The organism is Nonomuraea typhae (genome assembly GCF_009760925.1).
Lineage (GTDB): Bacteria > Actinomycetota > Actinomycetes > Streptosporangiales > Streptosporangiaceae > Nonomuraea > Nonomuraea typhae.
The window spans coordinates 108,652-123,793 of record NZ_VRLV01000007.1; the positions used below are offsets into that span (position 1 = coordinate 108,652).

Genomic DNA, 15,142 nt, shown 5'->3' on the forward strand with positions numbered 1-15,142 from the left:
ATGCGTGGCTTACGTGCGTCAGCAAGTGTCCTCGCGATAACCCTCTCCCTCGCCCTGTTACCCACCACGGCGGTGCCCGCCGCCGTCACCGCGGCGCCGCCCGCCGAACCCGAGCCCGCCTCCCTCATGACGATCTCCGTGCCCGGCCGGGCGGCGTTCGACCGCCTGGTCGCGCAGGGGGCCGACCTCACCGAGCGGGTCCGCCCGCAGCCCGACGGCAGCATCCAGGTCGACGCGGTGCTCACCCCGAGCCAGCTCGCCGCGCTCCAGCCGCTCGGCATCGCCAGGGCGGACACGACCGCGCCCGCGCCGCCCCAGCAGAAGGGCAGCGCCCAAGCCGACCAGATCGTGATCGAGCGGGCGGTCTGGTTCAAGTCCCGCGACGGCTACTTCCTGTCCGTCGAGGCCACCAGCAGCGCGGGCGGCACCGCCGCGCTCACCGCGGCCTGGCGCGGCTCCCACGGGAGCGGCGGCACGGTCGCCATGGTTCCGTACGTGGACGCGGGCGCCTATCTCGGGCACCAGTTCACCACCCCGGCCCCGGCCGATCGGCGCCCGCAGTGGGTGACGGTCACCTCCGCGGGCGGCGGCAGCACGCAGGCCCGGGTCAGGGAATGGCCGGACGGCGAGCGGCCCGACCGGACGGTGCCCGGCTACCAGAAGGACTTCATCACCCAGTACATGCCGCCCGACCAGATCAACGAACGGGTCCGGGCACTGGCGAAGCGCTACCCGCACCTGGCCGAGATCATGGCTCTGCCGTACAAGACGAACGGCTACCGCCGCCACGCCCAGGCGCAGTTCGGGACCGTCGTGGTGACCTCGCTGGCCTACGGCTCCGAGGGCGGCAACGACGTGTCCGTCGAGTTCGTGGACCCCGGCGCGCCCGACCGGGCGCTCCAGGTCGGCGTGCGTGGCAAGAGCGTCACGGTCAGCCTCGCGACCGGCTCCGGTGGGCAGCTCACCAGCACCGCCGCCCAGGTCGTGGCCGCGCTCAACGCCGGGGCGGGCACGCTGCTGAAGGCGACGCCGTACCGCGACGACCCGGGGACGGGCGTGGTGGCGGCCGCGGCGCGCACCCCGCTCACCGACTTCCTCAAGGCGCCCGCGAGCGTGTCGCGCAAACCCGCGACCGTGCTGGCGTTGCGCGTCGGGACCAAGCGCAACGGCTCGCGCACCGGCGTGATCGCCTACTCGCAGGAGCACGCGCGCGAGTGGGTGACGCCGCTGGTCACGCTCGAGGCGGCCGAGCGGCTGCTGCGCAACTACCAGCGCGACCCCGCCACCCGCAGGCTGCTGAACCGCACCGAGATCTTCATCGTGCCCACGGTCAACCCCGACGGCGCGAACTACAGCTTCTACGACTTCAACCTCCAGCGGAAGAACATGGTCAACCACTGCCCCGCCGCACAGGCCGACCCGGCGCTGCGCAACACGTGGGGCGTGGACATCAACCGCAACTACGCCTCCGGCTCGCTGTTCGACGGCTACTTCGGCGCCTCGGCCAACTGCCAGAGCAGCGTCTACGCCGGGCCCGCCGAGCACTCCGAGGCCGAGAGCGGCAACGTGATCTGGCTGGCCAAGACGTTCCGCAACATCAGGTTCGCGCTCAACGTCCACAGCTACGGCGGGTACTTCATGTGGCCGCCCGGCGCGTACAAGTTCGACGGCCGGGTCACGCTGCCCCGGCCGAGCCCGGCCGAGGAGGCGTACTTCCTGCGGTCGGCGCGCACGATCGAGCAGGCCATCGCCGCCGAGCGCGGCACCGTCACCTGGCCGCAGCAGACCGGCCCGGTCACCGACGTGCTGTACTCGGCCGCCGGGAACTCCGCCGACGAGCTCTGGTACGACTACGGCGTCTTCGGCTGGGACTTCGAGGTCGGCAACGACCTGTGGGACCCCGCCACCAAGACGTGGCAGCCGGTCGGCTTCCAGCCGCCCTTCGAGGAGGGGCACAAGGAGGCGATGGAGTTCGCCTCCGGGCTGATCAGCCTGATCGGGGTCGCCGCCGACTACCGCTCGGCGGGGACGGCACAGCAGTGAGCGTACGTCCGCCGGAGTAGCGGCGCGACCGCTCCCCGGCGGACGCGACGGCGGCCGGGACGGAGGACGGTGGTGGCGTTCGCCCTCCGAAGGAGACCACCATGATCACGCAAGCCGTCCTGGCCGCCACGCTCGTCCTCACGCCCGTCCCCGACTGGGTCAGGAGGACCGCAGTCCCGCTGGTCACCATCGACCCGGCCGCGCCCTTGGACGACCTCGCGCCGATGACCCGCATGGTCGGCGGGGCGAAGGTCGTCGGCCTGGGCGAGTCCACGCACGGGGCGCACGAGGAGGCGCTGCTCAAGCACCGGGTGCTGCGGCACCTCGTGGAGAAGATGGGCTTCCGCACGATCGCCTGGGAGGAGGACTGGACCACCGGCCAGATCGTCGACCGCTACATCACCGAGGGCAAGGGCGACCTCGACGCCGTGGTCCGGCAGCTGACCACCACCTGGCAGGCCGAGGAGGTCCGGGACGTGCTGCGCTGGCTGCGCGGCTACAACGCCACCCACAAGGACAAGGTCCGCTTCGTCGGCGTCGAGTTCTACGCCACCCGTCCCGCCGCCTACGACGCCGTCGCCCGCTACGTGGCCAAGGCCGCCCCCGCCAAGCTCGACGAGGTCAAGGCCCACCTGGACGCCATCCGGCCGCCGTCGGACGAGATCGGCCCCTACTTCCGTGAACTGTTCGAGAGCGGGCGCGACATGAAGCCCTACATCGCCCACGCCCGCGCCGCCTACAACGCCGTCAAGAGCCTGCCGGAGACCCGCGCCCAGCAACTGGCCCTGCACAACGCCCGCCAGATCGTCTCGTTCCACGAGTACATTCACCGCAAGGGCGACACCGGCTACCGCGACCAGCAGTCCTCACGCAACCTGCGCTGGTGGCAGCGCCACTCCGGGGACAAGGTCGCCTACTGGGCCGCCAGCGCCCACACCGCCAACGCCCCCGACCTGCGCGTGTCCCTGCCGCCCATGCCCGAGCTGCGCTTCGCCACCGCCGGCTCGCACCTGCGCCGCTGGTACGGCCGGCAGTACCTGTCCATGGGGTTCACCTTCGACCACGGCACCCTGAAGGCCGGCAAGGTCCCCAGACCGCCGCGCGACTGGTACGACCGGCCGCTCGGGGACGCCGGCCTGCGGCAGTACGTCCTCGACCTGCGGGTCGGCACCCCGTCCCAGCTCTACCGGCCGGCCAGGATGCGGGGGATCGGCGGGTACGACCCCAAGCGGCCCTTCGACTACTACATGTACGGCGGCACGCTCCCGCAGTGGTTCGACGTGATCGTCCACCGGCAGACGATCACCCCGCTGCGGGTCCTCGGCTAACGGAACAACTGCCCGGGCGCCTCCCGGCCGGTGACGCCGCCGACGCACCGATACACCCGGTCGCCCTTCTCGAACCGCGCGGCGCTCGGCGGCAGCACCGTGGTCATCCAGCGGCTGCGCTCGACCTGCTCCTTGCCCCGACGGGAGGCCAGCATGGTCGCCACGCCGCAGACCTTCTTGATCGTCGGGTGGCGTTCGAGGTCCTGCTGGTCGTAGGTCTCGGAGTCGGCCGGGATGCGGCCCACGGCGAACGTCTCCCAGCTGTGCTTCTCCTCGCACCCGAGCCGCCTGGCCCGGGTGTCCCCGGCCACGATCGCCAGGCCGCCCCAGCACTCCGACTCCTTCACGCACGCCGCGCCCGCGCCTTTCACCTTGGCGGCCGGGCAGTTCTCGGTGTAGGTGTCCAGGCCGGGGAAGGCGGCGGGACTGGCCTGGCCGGTCTTGGCGGAGGAGGACGGCCCCGGCTGCAGGGTCGTGGCGCCCGGGCCGCGCAGCGCGTAGACCCCGACGGCCGCCCCGGCCCCGACCGCCACCACCAGCGCGGCCACCAGCCCCACGCCCTTGCGCGCCTGCTTCCGCCCGGCCCGCCTGGAGGACCGGGTGGAGGCGTCGCCGGGAGGGGACGTGGCCGGTTGGGATGGGACCCCGGGATAGCCGGGAGGGGAGGTGGCCGGTTGGGACGGGACTCCGGGATAGCCGGGAGGGGCCGGTTGGAAGGCGGGTGAGGGGGCGGCCTGCCGTACCGGAGTGGCGGGGTCGACGTGGACGGCGGCCAGGGCGTCGCGCAGGGCGGCGGCGCTGGGGGTGCGGTGGGCCGGGTCCGTCGCGAGCGCGTCGCGCAGGACGGCGGTGAGCTGCGGCGGCACGCCCGGCACGTCGGGCACGGGCAGGCGGTGCAGGGCGAGGATCGCGGCCAGGTTGGCGATGCCGGACTCGGGGAAGCGCGGCGGCCGGCCCGACAGCAGCGCGTAGAGGGTGGCGGCCAGCGAGTAGACGTCGCCCGCGGGGCTGGGCCCGGCCAGCTCGAATGCCTCCGGGGGCGCGTAGGCGGGGGTCAGGGACTCGCGGGTGACCGAGGCGTCGGGGCCGGATTCCGGCATCGTGGCCAGCCCGAAGTCGGACAGCGCGACGTGCCCGTACCGGTTGATGAGGATGTTGCCGGGCTTGACGTCGCGGTGCAGCACCCCCTGCGCGTGCGCCGCGGCGAGCGCGTCGGCGATTCGCACGCCGGCATCGCGCACCTCGGCCGGCGAGAGCCGCTTTCCCGCCAGCGACCCGCCCGGGCACAGCTCCAGCACCATGTACGGCCGGCCGTCGGGCAGCAGCCCGGCGTCGTAGACCGGCACGACGTGCGGATGCCCGGACAGCGCCCCGGCGGCGGTGACCTCGCGCAGGAAGCGCCGCCGGTCGCGTTCTGACAGCAGGACCCGGTTGTCGACCTTGAGCGCGACCTCACGGCCGACCGCGGACTGCAGGGCGAGGTAGACGATCCCGAACCCGCCCTGGCCGATGACGCCACGGATCTCGTACCCGGGCAGCGAAATGTCGGACACCTGGGGAAGCGTAGCGGTCTGCCACGACACCCGAGAGGGTCTAGTCCAGAGGGCGCTTCTCTCCCTCGGCGTAGGCGGCGGCGAACGCGTCCTCGCCCAGCGCCCGCCGAGCCCGCTGCGTGGCCCGTTCGATGTCGTCCAGCTCGCCGGGCGAGGCGGGGGTGGCATGGGCGGCCCGGGCCGCCGCGGCGGCGCCGAGCATCCCGGCCGCCTCCTCCGGCCCGGCCACCGTGGCCAGCGCCTCGAAGGTCGCGGCGAGGGTGCGCGGGTCGCCGATCTTCCTGGCCACCCCCAGCGCCTCCTCGAACAGGGAGCGGGCCGCCTCCTCCGCGCCCTGCGCCTGCCGTACGTGGCCGAGCTCCATCAGCACGGTCGGCATGAACAGCAGCGGGTCGGCGTCCGGATCGCGGGGCACCCCGGCCAGCATGGCGTTGAGGTGCTCCTCGGCCAGTTCGAGCCGTCCCGAGCGCCGGGCCGCGATCGTCAGGCCCATGCGGGCGAAGATCGTGCCCTCCTGGTAGCCCTGGCCCTCGGCCAGCCGGAGCGCGGCCAGGCAGGTGTCGACCGCGCGGTCGTAGTCACGCCGGTAGCCGGCGATCCAGCCGAGCCAGCACAGCCGCCGGACCTTGTCCGGCCACAGGCCCAGCTCCTCGGCGATGGCGGCGTCCTCGGTGAAGATCCGGGCCGCCTCGTCGTAGTCGCCGGTGATCTCGTTGAGCCCGCCCAGCCACTCGTTGGCCTGGAGCACACCCCACCGGTCGCCCAGCTCGCGGAACAGCCGGGCGCTCTCGTTGCCGATCTGGTCCAGCCGCTCCAGCTCGCGCAGGGTGAAGGCGTCCCTGGACTGCCGGCTGAGCGCCACCGCCACGCCCCAGGTGTCGCCGAGTTCGCGGCAGGCGGCCAGCGCCCGGGCCACGACCGCGGTCGCGGTGGCCATGTCGGTCAGCCCGTACTGCACGAACAGCTCGGCCCTGGCCCGGTCGGCCGGGTCGGCGATCTCCAGCGCGGCCTGCCAGTCCACGCTCTCGCCGAGCAGCATCGCGAACCCGGCCCGCCAGGCCCGCGCCCGCTCCAGGTCCGCCGGCGCCGCCGCATCCGGCTTGGCCAGGGCGGCGTCCAGCGACCGCAGGCCCTCGTGCAGCCGCCCGCGCAGGTACCAGTGCCAGGCCAGCGCGTTCACCAGCCGCAGGGCCAGGCCGGCGGGGGCGAGGTCGAGGGCCGCGCGCAGGTTGCCCGCGTCGGCGTCCAGCGCGCGCATCCACCGCACCTGCTCGCCGCCGCGCAGGTGCGCCCCGGCGCGTTCGGCCAGGTCGGTGTAGTAGGCCGCGAACGCCTGCCGGACCCGGTCGCCCTCCTCCGCCTCGTCCAGCCGCCGCCGGCAGTACTCGGCCACCGACTCCAGCAGCCGGTAGCGCATCCCGGAGGCCCCCTCGGCCACGGTCACCAGCGAGCGGTCGACCAGCCGCGCGAGCAGCTCCATCACGTCGAGCCCGCCGTCGCCGCAGACGGCCTCGGCCGCGTCCAGCGTGCACCCGTCGGCGTGTACGGCCAGCCGCCGCAACACCACGCGCTCGTCGTCGGTGAGCAGGGTCCAGCTCCAGTCGATCATGCCCATGAGCGTCTGCTGCCGGTCGGAGACCCCGCGCTGCCAGCCGGACAGCACCCGGAACCGGTCGTCGAGCCGGGCCAGCAGCTCGTGCACGCCGAGCGAGCGCACGCGGGTGGCGGCCAGCTCGAGCGCCAGCGGCAGCCCGTCGAGCCGGCGGCACAGCTGGGCGACGGGCGCCGCGTTGCCCGCGTCCAGCACGAAGGCGCGGGCCGAGGCCGTGGCCCGCGCCATGAACAGGCGCACCGCGTCGGAGTTCGCGACCGCGTCGAGATCCTCCACGTCGGGCAGCCCGAGCGGGGGCACGCTCCACAGCACCTCGCCCGCCACGCTCAGCGGCTCCCGGCTCGTGGCCAGGATCCGCAGCCCCGGCGCCGCCCGCAGCAGCGTGTCGGCCAGCTTGGCCGCCTGGTCGATCACGTGCTCGCAGTTGTCCAGCACGAGCAGCATGCGCCGGCCCCGCAGCGCGTCGGCCAGCCGGTCCAGCGCGTCGCCCGGGCCCGCGCTGTCGCGGATGTCCAGCGCGGTCAGGACGGCGTCGGCCAGCGAGGCCGTGTCCCGGTCGTAGGCGGCCAGCTCCACCAGCCAGGCGCCGTCCGGGTAGGCGCCGGTGAGCCGGCCGGCGACGGCCAGGGACAGGCGCGTCTTGCCGACGCCGCCGGAGCCGGTCAGCGTGACCAGGCGGCTCGTGCCGAGCAGGTCCCGCACCTCGCCGACCGCGCCGGCGCGGCCGATGAGGTCGCTGACGGTCGCGGGCAGGTTGGTGGCCGGCCGCCGGCCGGGCCCGCTGAGCTCCGGGTCCTGGCGGAGGATCCTGGCCTGCAGCTCGGCCAGCTCCGGCGACGGGTCGAGGCCGAGCTCGTCGGCCAGCCGCTCGCGCAGCTCGCCGTAGGCGGCCAGGGCCTCGCTCTGCCGTCCTGCCCGGTAGAGGGCTTGCATGTGGACCGCGCGCAGGCGTTCGCGCAGCGGGTGCTCGGTCACGAGTTCGGCCACGTCGACGGGCTCGCCGGCGGCCAGCCGTACCTCGGCGAGCTCTTCGACCGCGGTCAGCCGCTGCTCCTCGAGCTTGGTGATCGGGGCGCGCGTGAACTCCATGTCGGAGAAGTCCGCGTACGGCGAGCCGCGCCACAACTCCAGGGCCTCGGCCAGGCGTCCCTCGCCCGTCAGGCGGGCGAAGCGCAGCGCGTCCACCGCGTCCGGCGCGACCTGCAACTGGTAGCCGGGGGCGCGGGAGACGACGAGGTTCTTGCCGCCGGGTTCGGCGTCCTCCAGGGCCTTGCGCAGCTGCGAGACGCGCACCTGCAGCGCGGCGGCCGGGTTGGCCGGCGCGTCGTCGCCCCACAGGTCGTCGACCAGGCGGTCGGTGGAGACCACGCGGCCGTCGTGGGCCAGCAGGTCGGCCAGCAGCGTGCGGACCTTGAGACCGGGGATCGTCACGACCTCTCCGGCCTCGGTCCATACGGTCAGCGGCCCGAGCACTCCAAAACGCATACGAAGCACCTTAAGGCGCTGGAAAGGAGACCAGAAGCGGAGCCCGGCACGGTGGAGCCATGAACACGAACTCCGCCGCCGGACGGCGCGCCTGGATCGCCCTGGCAGTCCTCAGCTCGATCGCGCTGCTGCTCTCCATCGACGTCAGCGTGTTGTACCTGGCGCTGCCGCACATGAGCGCCGAGCTCGGCGCCACCGGCCCGCAGCAACTGTGGATCATGGACATCTACTCGTTCATGCTGGCCGGCTTCCTCGTCACCATGGGCACGCTCGGCGACCGGATCGGCCGGCGCAGGCTCCTGCTGGCCGGAGCCGCCGCCTTCGGCGTGCTGTCCGTCGTGGCCGCCTTCTCCGCCAGCGCCGAGATGCTGGTCGTGACCCGGGCCCTGCTGGGCGTCGCCGGGGCCACGCTGATGCCGTCGTCGATGGCGCTGATCCGCAACATCTTCCACGACCCCAAGCAGATGGGGGCGGCGATCGGGATCTGGTTCAGCTGCTTCATGGGCGGCATGGCCGTCGGCCCGTTCGTGGGCGGGCTGCTGCTGGAGCACTTCTGGTGGGGCTCGGCCTTCCTGCTCGGCGTGCCGTTCATGCTCGTGGTGCTGCTCGCCGGTCCGGCCGTGCTGCCGGAGTACCGCGACCGTACAGCCGGCCGCCTCGACCCGGTGAGCGTCGTGTTGTCGCTGGCCGCGATCCTGCCGCTCATCTACGGGCTCAAGGAGGTCGCCCGGGGCGGCTGGCAGCTCGTCCCCGTCGCCGCGCTGGTGGCTGGCCTGGCGCTCGGCGCCGTGTTCGTGCGCCGCCAGCGCCGCCTGGCCGACCCGCTGCTCGACCTGCGCCTGTTCGGCAACCGTGCCTTCGCCTCCTCCCTGACGCTGATGCTGCTCGGCGGCGTGGTGATGGCCGGGATCACGCTGACGGCCACCACGTTCCTGCAGTCGGTGGCCGGGCTGTCCCCGCTGGCGGCCGGGCTGTGGATGGTGCCGCCGAGCCTGATCATGATCGTCGCGCTGTCGGCCGGTCCGATGCTGGCCCGGCGGGTCCAGCCCGCCTACGTGATGGCCGGCGGCCTGGTGCTGGGCGCGGCCGGGATGGCGCTGATGACGCTGGCCACCCCCGGCAACGGCGTGGCCTTCGTGATCCTCGGGCTGGTGGTGGCCCAGGCGGGCATCGCGCTGCCGATGAGCCTGAGCAACGGGATCATGATGGCCGCCGCCCCGGCGGAGAAGGCGGGTTCGGCGGCCGCGATCGCCGAGACCAGCGGCGAGTTCGGGGTGGCGGTGGGCGTGGCCGCGCTGGGCAGCCTGGCCGCCGCGGTCTTCCGGGCGGGGCTGCCGGAGGGGATCGCCGCGGACACCATCGCGGGTGCGGCGGCCGAGACGGCCCACCAGCCGCTGCTGCTGGAGGCGGCGCGGGCGGCCTACACCTCGGGCCTGCACGCGGTCTCCGGCCTGGGCGCCCTGGTCTTCCTGGGCCTGGCCGTGCTGACCGTGGTGGTGCTGCGGGAGCGCGGCGTCAGGGCGGAGCCGGTGCCGGCCGCCGCGTGAAGGATCACCCGCTGACCGCAAGGGGAACTCGCCCCTTGCGGTCTTTCGGGTTCTCCTCCTTCCGCAGCTTCCGGGTTCTCCTCCCTCCCGAGCTTTCGGGGTCTCCTCCTTCCTGAGCTTCTGGGTTCTCCACCTCCCCGAGCTTTCGGGTTCTCCTCCTCCCCGAGCTTCCGGGTTCCCCACCTCCCCGAGCTTTCGGGGTCTCCTCCTTCCTGAGGAGGAGGGAAGCGCTGGGGCGGCGGCAGGATGAGGTCTGTCCTTTGGTCTCTGGTGGGAGAGAAGACCGGTCGATCAAGCTTTCTGACATGTCGTTGATTTCCGCTTTTCTGGCGGTGACCACTGGCCTGTCGGTCTTAGCGCCGACCCCTCCGACCCCGTCGCCCCCCGCGGCGCAGCAGAGCTGGCCCTACCCGGCGGCTCCCGTACCCTTCCCGCTCCCGCCGGGCCTGGAGAAGACCACCTCCGCGGCCCCGCGCACCCCGGAGCCCGGCGCCCCCGCCTGGTGTCCCGCGCTTCCCGGCCGCCGGGCCGAGTGCGGCACCGTGTCCCGCCCCCTGGTGGCGGGCAAGCCGGAACTCGGCACGATCGACGTGGCCTACGCGCTGGTCCGCCGCGAGAACGAGGCGGCTCCGGCCAAGAACACCGTCATGGTCAACCCGGGCGGCCCCGGCGGCGCCCCGATCGCGATCGCCGCGTGGTACGCGGCGCTGACCGCCCCGCTGCGCGCCGACCACGACCTGCTGCTCATCGACCCGCGCGGCACCGGCCAGTCGGGCACGCTGAGCTGCGGCATCGGTGACCTCATCCTCAACGGCCGGGCGGAGCTGCGGCGCATGGCCGCCCAGTGCGGAGCCAACCTCGGCCCGCGGGCCGAGGGCTACACCTCGGCCGCCACCGCCGACGACTTCAACGCGGTCCGGCAGAGGCTCGGCCTGGGCAAGGTCGTCCTGTACGGCGTGTCCTACGGCACCTACCTGATGCCGATCTACGCCGAGCGGCACCCGGACTCCGTGCGCTCGATCGTGGTGTCGGCCGCCTTCCCGGTCACCTTCGACTCGCTCGGCGGCCCGAGCGCCCGGCAGATCTCTCTGACCCTGCGCCGCATCTGCGCGCGCAGCGGCGCCTGCGACGGCGCGGCCACGGTGCGGGACCTGCGCAAGGTGAACGCGCGGCTACGCGTCAGGCCGGTCGAGCTGACCATCACGGTCGGCGGCCGCCCGCACACGATGACGCTGGACGAGAGCCTCTTCGCCATGGTCCTCACCTTCGCCGCCAGCGGCGGTGTGGGCGGCTCTCCCGACGTGGTGCCGCTGATCGGCCGGATGCCGGCCCACCTCCACAAGGCGGCCAGGGGGGACGTGCGGCCGCTGGCCGCCGAGCTCACCGCGGCCTTCCAGGAGTACGCCGACACGGCGGCCGGCGGGGACAACTCCCTGACGCTCACCGTGGTCTGCAACGACTACACGCGCGCCTGGTCGGTGGACGCGCCGCTGCGCACGCGCCGGCGTCAGTTCGACCGGGCGGTCAGGGCCGCGGACCCGGCCGGGTTCGGCGCCTTCAGCAGGGAGAGCTTCGCCTCCAGCGCACCCGACGGCGGCGACGCGTGCATCGAGTGGCCGAAGGAGGGGACGGCCCGGCCGTACAAGCTGACCGGGAAGCTGCCCGACGTGCCCACGCTGGTGCTCGCCGGCGACCTGGACAACAACACCCCGGAGGAGAACAGCAGGCTGAACGCCGCGCAGTTCCCGCGGGCGACGTTCCTGGTGGTGCCGAACACCGGGCACGCCCCGGAGATGGACGCCACGGGCTGTGCGATCTCCGTGGTGACCGGGTTCATCAGGGACGAGCGGCTGGGTGACACCTCGTGCCTGGCCCACATCCCGCCGCCCAAGGTGAGTAAACCCTATTGAATCCATAGGGATTTAGGGTAATTCTGAAGGCCCGACCTCACGGAGGAGCCTCGATGAGCGTCACCGACGAGCTGCTGGCCAACGCCGAGCGATACGCCGCCACCTTCGACAAGGGGGACCTGCCGCTGCCACCCGGCAAAGGCGTCGCCGTCGTCGCCTGCATGGACGCGCGTCTGAACGTCTACGGCCTCCTCGGCCTGCGCGAAGGGGACGCGCACGTCATCCGCAACGCCGGCGGTGTCATCACCGCCGACGAGCGGCGCAGCCTCGCGATCAGCCAGCGGCTCCTGGGCACCACCGAGATCATCCTCATCCATCACACCGACTGCGGCATGCTGACGTTCACCGACGACGCGTTCAAGGAGGCCATCCGGGCCGAGACCGGCATCAAGCCGGACTGGTCCGCCGAGGCGTTCTCCGACCTCGAAGGCGATGTCGCGCAGTCGATCGCGCGCGTCAGGGCCGACCCGTTCATCCCGCATCGCGATGCCGTGCGCGGCTTCGTCTACGAGGTGGAGACCGGCCGCCTGCGCGAGGTGAAGGGCTGACGGCCGTGCCGGGGGCCCGGCCCCCGGCATCCTCACTTGGCCAGCGGCCTGCCCTCCTTGTCGGTGAACTTGCCCACCAGGATCATGAAGAAGTCGATCAGCACCCAGATGCCCAGCCCGCCGATGGTGACCAGCTGCAGCACGCCGGTGCCGATCTTGCCCACGTAGAAGCGGTGGACGCCGAGGGCTCCGAGGAAGAAGCAGAGCGCGGCGGTGACGATCCAGGACTTGGAGGCCATGGGGGAGCGCCTTTCCCGTAGGTGATGAAGTGGGAAGGACGATCCCCGGCCGCCATTGACGGGTGATGGACGAACGGTTGATCAGGCGCTCGCCCGGCGCGGTGCGACGATCAGCCCGTAGATCACCAGCACGCTGATCGCGATGCTGATCACCGAGTAGACCGGGTAGGCGCCGAGGAAGGCGAACTGCCCGATCATGGACAGGCCGCAGAACACGATGCCGAGCACCCGCGCCCACGTCTTCCCGGCCAGGATGCCGAGCGCCACCGCGATCTGCGCCAGCCCGATGATCACCCAGATCCAGCCCCAGGTGTTGTAGTCGAGCACCAGCAGTTGCCCGCCGGGCGTCAGGTAGACGTCCTGCCGGAAGAAGGCGATGACGCCCTGGATCACATGGAAGAACCCGAGGATGACGCCGAGCATGCCGGCGAATCCGAGCCAGCCGGAGTGGCCGGGCTCTGTGTAGTGCATGGCCATCTCACTCCCCTTTCGCCTCTTCTGGAGGTGCCCCACTCCGGTACGGCAGGCGCGCGGATTGCCCAACGGTGGGAGGGAATTTGCGATTCACGGACGGACGCCGAGATGTTCGGCGAGGCGGTCCAGCGATTCCAGCCAGGCGGCCCGCACGTGCTCCTCGGCGGCACCGAGATGCTGGAACCGCAGGACGGTCCCGTCGCGCTCGCCCCGCAGGGTGACGGTGACGAGCGCGGCACCGGAGGTGAACACCAGCCGGTCGGGCACGCTGGCCTCCTGGTAGAAGCCGCCCAGGGTGGCCTCGAAGCCGTGCTCGCCGACGAGCGTGGCCTGCCAGGCGCCGCCCGGCCGAGGGTCCAGGACGACGCGGCCCGGCGGCGTGGTGAAGATGCGCGGGCCGAACCAGCGGGCGAAGCGCTCGGGGGTGGTCCAGGCGGCGTAGACCTGGTCGGGCGGGGCGGCGAGGGCGCGTTCGACGGAGTACTCCATGCCTCCACGGTGCGCGCGGGCACTTACGGTCCCCTTCAGGCCGGCTTAAGGAACGCCTCGACGTCGGCGGGGAAGTCCGGGTGGCGGAACGTCCGGAGATGACTGGCCCCGGGGTAGACCAGCAGCTTCCCGTGCGGCAGGCCGTCCGCGGTCTCCCGGAACAGCTCGGGCGTGTAGGCCAGATCGCGCTCGCCCCCGACGACCAGGATGGGCGTCTGCATGGCCGGCAGCCGCTCGCGCACGTCGAAGGCGTCCTCGGCCTGGGCGAAGTGCAGCATGTCGTGGGGGTTGGCGGGCCGGATCGCGGGGTCGGCCAGCCACATGAGCGCGGTGAAGAAGGCCCGGGTGACCGGGTTGCCCCCGGCCAGCGGCGCCAGGTGCTGCGCGCCCCGGCGCCCGGCGGCGACGGCCTCGGTGTAGCGGCGCTGGGCCCGGCGGGTGTGCGGCGGCAGCGTGTACGCGGCGCCCGCCACCACCATGCGGTTGACCACGCCCGGATGGTCGGCCGCCAGTTGCAGGGCCAGGGAGCCGCCCGAGGACATGCCCAGCACGTCCACCGGCTGGCCGAAGCGCTTGCGCAGGTCGAGGGCGTGCTGTTCGGCGATGTCGGCCATCGTGGTGCCGGGCGGCATGTTGGGCGCCCGGTTCACCGCGTAGACCCGGAAGCGCGTGCCCAGCGCGGTCAGGACCGGCAGCTCTCCGGGGCTCAGCTTGGCGGAGTGCTCGGGTGTGAACCAGCGCAGCACTACCAGTGGATGCCCGGTGCCCAGCTCCAGCCAGGGAAGGTCCATGCCTCCAGTGTGGCCTGTGAGGCCCCGCTCACGCGCGGCCCTCAGGCAAGACGTTCGGCGGCCTCGCGGGTCAGCGCGTGCTCCAGCAGCAGCCCGTCGGCGAAGCGCTCCAGTTCCCCGGCGACCAGCTCGCCCAGCAGCCCGCGCTCGGCTCCCAGGCTGCCCGCGATGTGCGGGGTGAGCACGACGTTCGGCAGCGTGAACAGCGGCGAGCCCGGCACCGGCGGCTCGGGGTCGGTGACGTCCAGGGCGGCGAACAGGTCGGGCCGCCCGGCCAGCACCTCGACCAGCGCGGCCTCGTCGAGGATCGCGCCGCGGGCGGTGTTGATCAGCGTGGCCCCCTGCCGCATCGAGCCCAGCAGCTCCCGCCCCACCAGCCCGCGGGTCTCGTCCAGCAGCGGGGTGTGCACGCTGACCACGTCGCTGGTCGCGAAGAGCTCCGCCAGCTCCACCATCCGCACCCCGTCGTACGGCCCGGCGAACGGGTCATGGGCCACCACGTCCACGGCCAGCGCCCGCAGCCGGTCCACGACCAGCCGCCCGATCGCGCCCAGCGAGAGAAGCCCGACGCGCGAGCCGTACAACCCGGGCTGGGGCACCCGCGTCATGGGCGCGCCGGCGGCCCGGGCGCCGAGCGCGTACCGCCAGCCGCCCTTGAGCGCGTAGACGATCTGCGCGTAGGTGAAGTCGGCGACGGGCACGGCGTTGGCCCGGTAGGCGGAGACGAGCGGGACTTCCCGCGCCCAGAACTCGGGCGTGACGAGCTTGCGCACCGATCCGGCGGCGTACAGGACGAGCTTCAGCCGCGGCATGGCGTCCAGGAGGGCGGCGTCGAGCACGGGCGCGCCCCAGCTCGTGCACAGAACCTCGACAGGGCCGAGCCGGGCGGGGTCGGCGTGCGCGGCGGGGCCGTACACGATCTCGGCTCTGGCCCGGATGCGGTCGAGGACGGGAGCGTAGACGTCGGAGAACACCTCGGGGCGGTGGAGGAAGGCCGCGGCTAACACACCTCCGATCTTACATTTGCCTACTATTCAGGTAGGTATTATCGTTTTGTCGCGTAAGCCCCCGGAAGTGAAGGGTTGTCGCCCCATGTCCTCAACCAGACCCGCGATTCTCAGCG

At 72.9% G+C, this 15,142-nt stretch carries 12 protein-coding genes; 5 read left to right on the forward strand and 7 right to left on the reverse strand.

Translation table 11 applies throughout. The features are described from left to right. A complete protein-coding gene (locus FVE25_RS26450; protein ID WP_157249777.1) occupies positions 1-2,043 on the forward strand; it encodes a M14 family metallopeptidase in 2,043 nt (680 codons plus the stop codon). Between the two features lie 101 nt (positions 2,044-2,144). Continuing rightward, positions 2,145-3,371 (forward strand): erythromycin esterase family protein, encoded by a 1,227-nt coding sequence (locus tag FVE25_RS26455; protein WP_157249778.1) that lies wholly within the window; start codon positions 2,145-2,147, stop codon positions 3,369-3,371. Here FVE25_RS26455 and FVE25_RS56405 read toward each other — a convergent pair. Both FVE25_RS56405 and FVE25_RS26465 read right to left on the reverse strand, forming a co-directional pair. Beyond that, entirely contained in the window at positions 3,368-4,924 is a 1,557-nt protein-coding gene (locus tag FVE25_RS56405; protein ID WP_219825651.1) for a serine/threonine-protein kinase, read from the reverse strand. The genes FVE25_RS26455 and FVE25_RS56405 overlap by 4 nt on opposite strands. Positions 4,925-4,964: 40 nt before the next feature. After that, positions 4,965-8,021: an AfsR/SARP family transcriptional regulator gene (locus FVE25_RS26465; RefSeq protein ID WP_157249779.1), complete on the reverse strand. Its 3,057-nt coding sequence runs from the start codon at positions 8,019-8,021 to the stop codon at positions 4,965-4,967. Between the two features lie 59 nt (positions 8,022-8,080). Between FVE25_RS26465 and FVE25_RS26470 the strand changes: the two genes are divergently transcribed. From FVE25_RS26470 to FVE25_RS26480, 3 genes are all read left to right on the forward strand, one after another. After that, positions 8,081-9,568 (forward strand): MFS transporter, encoded by a 1,488-nt coding sequence (locus FVE25_RS26470; RefSeq protein WP_157249780.1) that lies wholly within the window; start codon positions 8,081-8,083, stop codon positions 9,566-9,568. 305 nt (positions 9,569-9,873) lie between these two features. Continuing rightward, complete coding sequence (locus tag FVE25_RS26475; protein WP_157249781.1) at positions 9,874-11,478, forward strand: alpha/beta fold hydrolase; 1,605 nt, start codon at positions 9,874-9,876, stop codon at positions 11,476-11,478. Positions 11,479-11,531: 53 nt separating this feature from the next. Then, positions 11,532-12,026, forward strand: coding sequence for a beta-class carbonic anhydrase (locus tag FVE25_RS26480; protein WP_157249782.1), 495 nt, complete (start codon positions 11,532-11,534; stop codon positions 12,024-12,026). Positions 12,027-12,058: 32 nt separating this feature from the next. Here the strand turns inward: FVE25_RS26480 and FVE25_RS26485 are convergent, their stop codons facing one another. The 5 genes from FVE25_RS26485 to FVE25_RS26505 all read right to left on the reverse strand — a co-directional run bounded on the left by FVE25_RS26485 (position 12,059) and on the right by FVE25_RS26505 (position 15,026). Beyond that, entirely contained in the window at positions 12,059-12,265 is a 207-nt protein-coding gene (locus FVE25_RS26485; protein WP_157249783.1) for a TM2 domain-containing protein, read from the reverse strand. A gap of 81 nt (positions 12,266-12,346) precedes the next feature. Continuing rightward, a complete protein-coding gene (locus FVE25_RS26490; protein ID WP_157249784.1) occupies positions 12,347-12,736 on the reverse strand; it encodes a DUF7144 family membrane protein in 390 nt (129 codons plus the stop codon). 93 nt (positions 12,737-12,829) lie between these two features. Beyond that, positions 12,830-13,228 carry an SRPBCC family protein gene (locus tag FVE25_RS26495; RefSeq protein ID WP_157249785.1) on the reverse strand — a complete coding sequence of 133 codons (399 nt, stop codon included), beginning with the start codon at positions 13,226-13,228 and terminating at the stop codon, positions 12,830-12,832. Positions 13,229-13,263: 35 nt separating this feature from the next. Beyond that, positions 13,264-14,019 (reverse strand): alpha/beta fold hydrolase, encoded by a 756-nt coding sequence (locus FVE25_RS26500; RefSeq protein ID WP_157249786.1) that lies wholly within the window; start codon positions 14,017-14,019, stop codon positions 13,264-13,266. A 41-nt stretch (positions 14,020-14,060) separates the two neighbouring features. Next, positions 14,061-15,026, reverse strand: a complete 966-nt coding sequence (locus FVE25_RS26505) for a hydroxyacid dehydrogenase (protein ID WP_219825652.1) — start codon at positions 15,024-15,026, stop codon at positions 14,061-14,063. Positions 15,027-15,142: the final 116 nt, after the last annotated feature.

Coding starts and splice junctions, on each gene's coding strand:
- FVE25_RS26470 (WP_157249780.1), top strand. CDS start 8,081: ATGAACACGAACTCCGCCGCCGGACGGCGCGCCTGGATCGCCCTGGCA.
- FVE25_RS26465 (WP_157249779.1), bottom strand. CDS start 8,021: ATGCGTTTTGGAGTGCTCGGGCCGCTGACCGTATGGACCGAGGCCGGA.
- FVE25_RS26450 (WP_157249777.1), top strand. CDS start 1: ATGCGTGGCTTACGTGCGTCAGCAAGTGTCCTCGCGATAACCCTCTCC.
- FVE25_RS26455 (WP_157249778.1), top strand. CDS start 2,145: ATGATCACGCAAGCCGTCCTGGCCGCCACGCTCGTCCTCACGCCCGTC.
- FVE25_RS26495 (WP_157249785.1), bottom strand. CDS start 13,228: ATGGAGTACTCCGTCGAACGCGCCCTCGCCGCCCCGCCCGACCAGGTC.
- FVE25_RS26490 (WP_157249784.1), bottom strand. CDS start 12,736: ATGCACTACACAGAGCCCGGCCACTCCGGCTGGCTCGGATTCGCCGGC.
- FVE25_RS26485 (WP_157249783.1), bottom strand. CDS start 12,265: ATGGCCTCCAAGTCCTGGATCGTCACCGCCGCGCTCTGCTTCTTCCTC.
- FVE25_RS26500 (WP_157249786.1), bottom strand. CDS start 14,019: ATGGACCTTCCCTGGCTGGAGCTGGGCACCGGGCATCCACTGGTAGTG.
- FVE25_RS26475 (WP_157249781.1), top strand. CDS start 9,874: ATGTCGTTGATTTCCGCTTTTCTGGCGGTGACCACTGGCCTGTCGGTC.
- FVE25_RS26480 (WP_157249782.1), top strand. CDS start 11,532: ATGAGCGTCACCGACGAGCTGCTGGCCAACGCCGAGCGATACGCCGCC.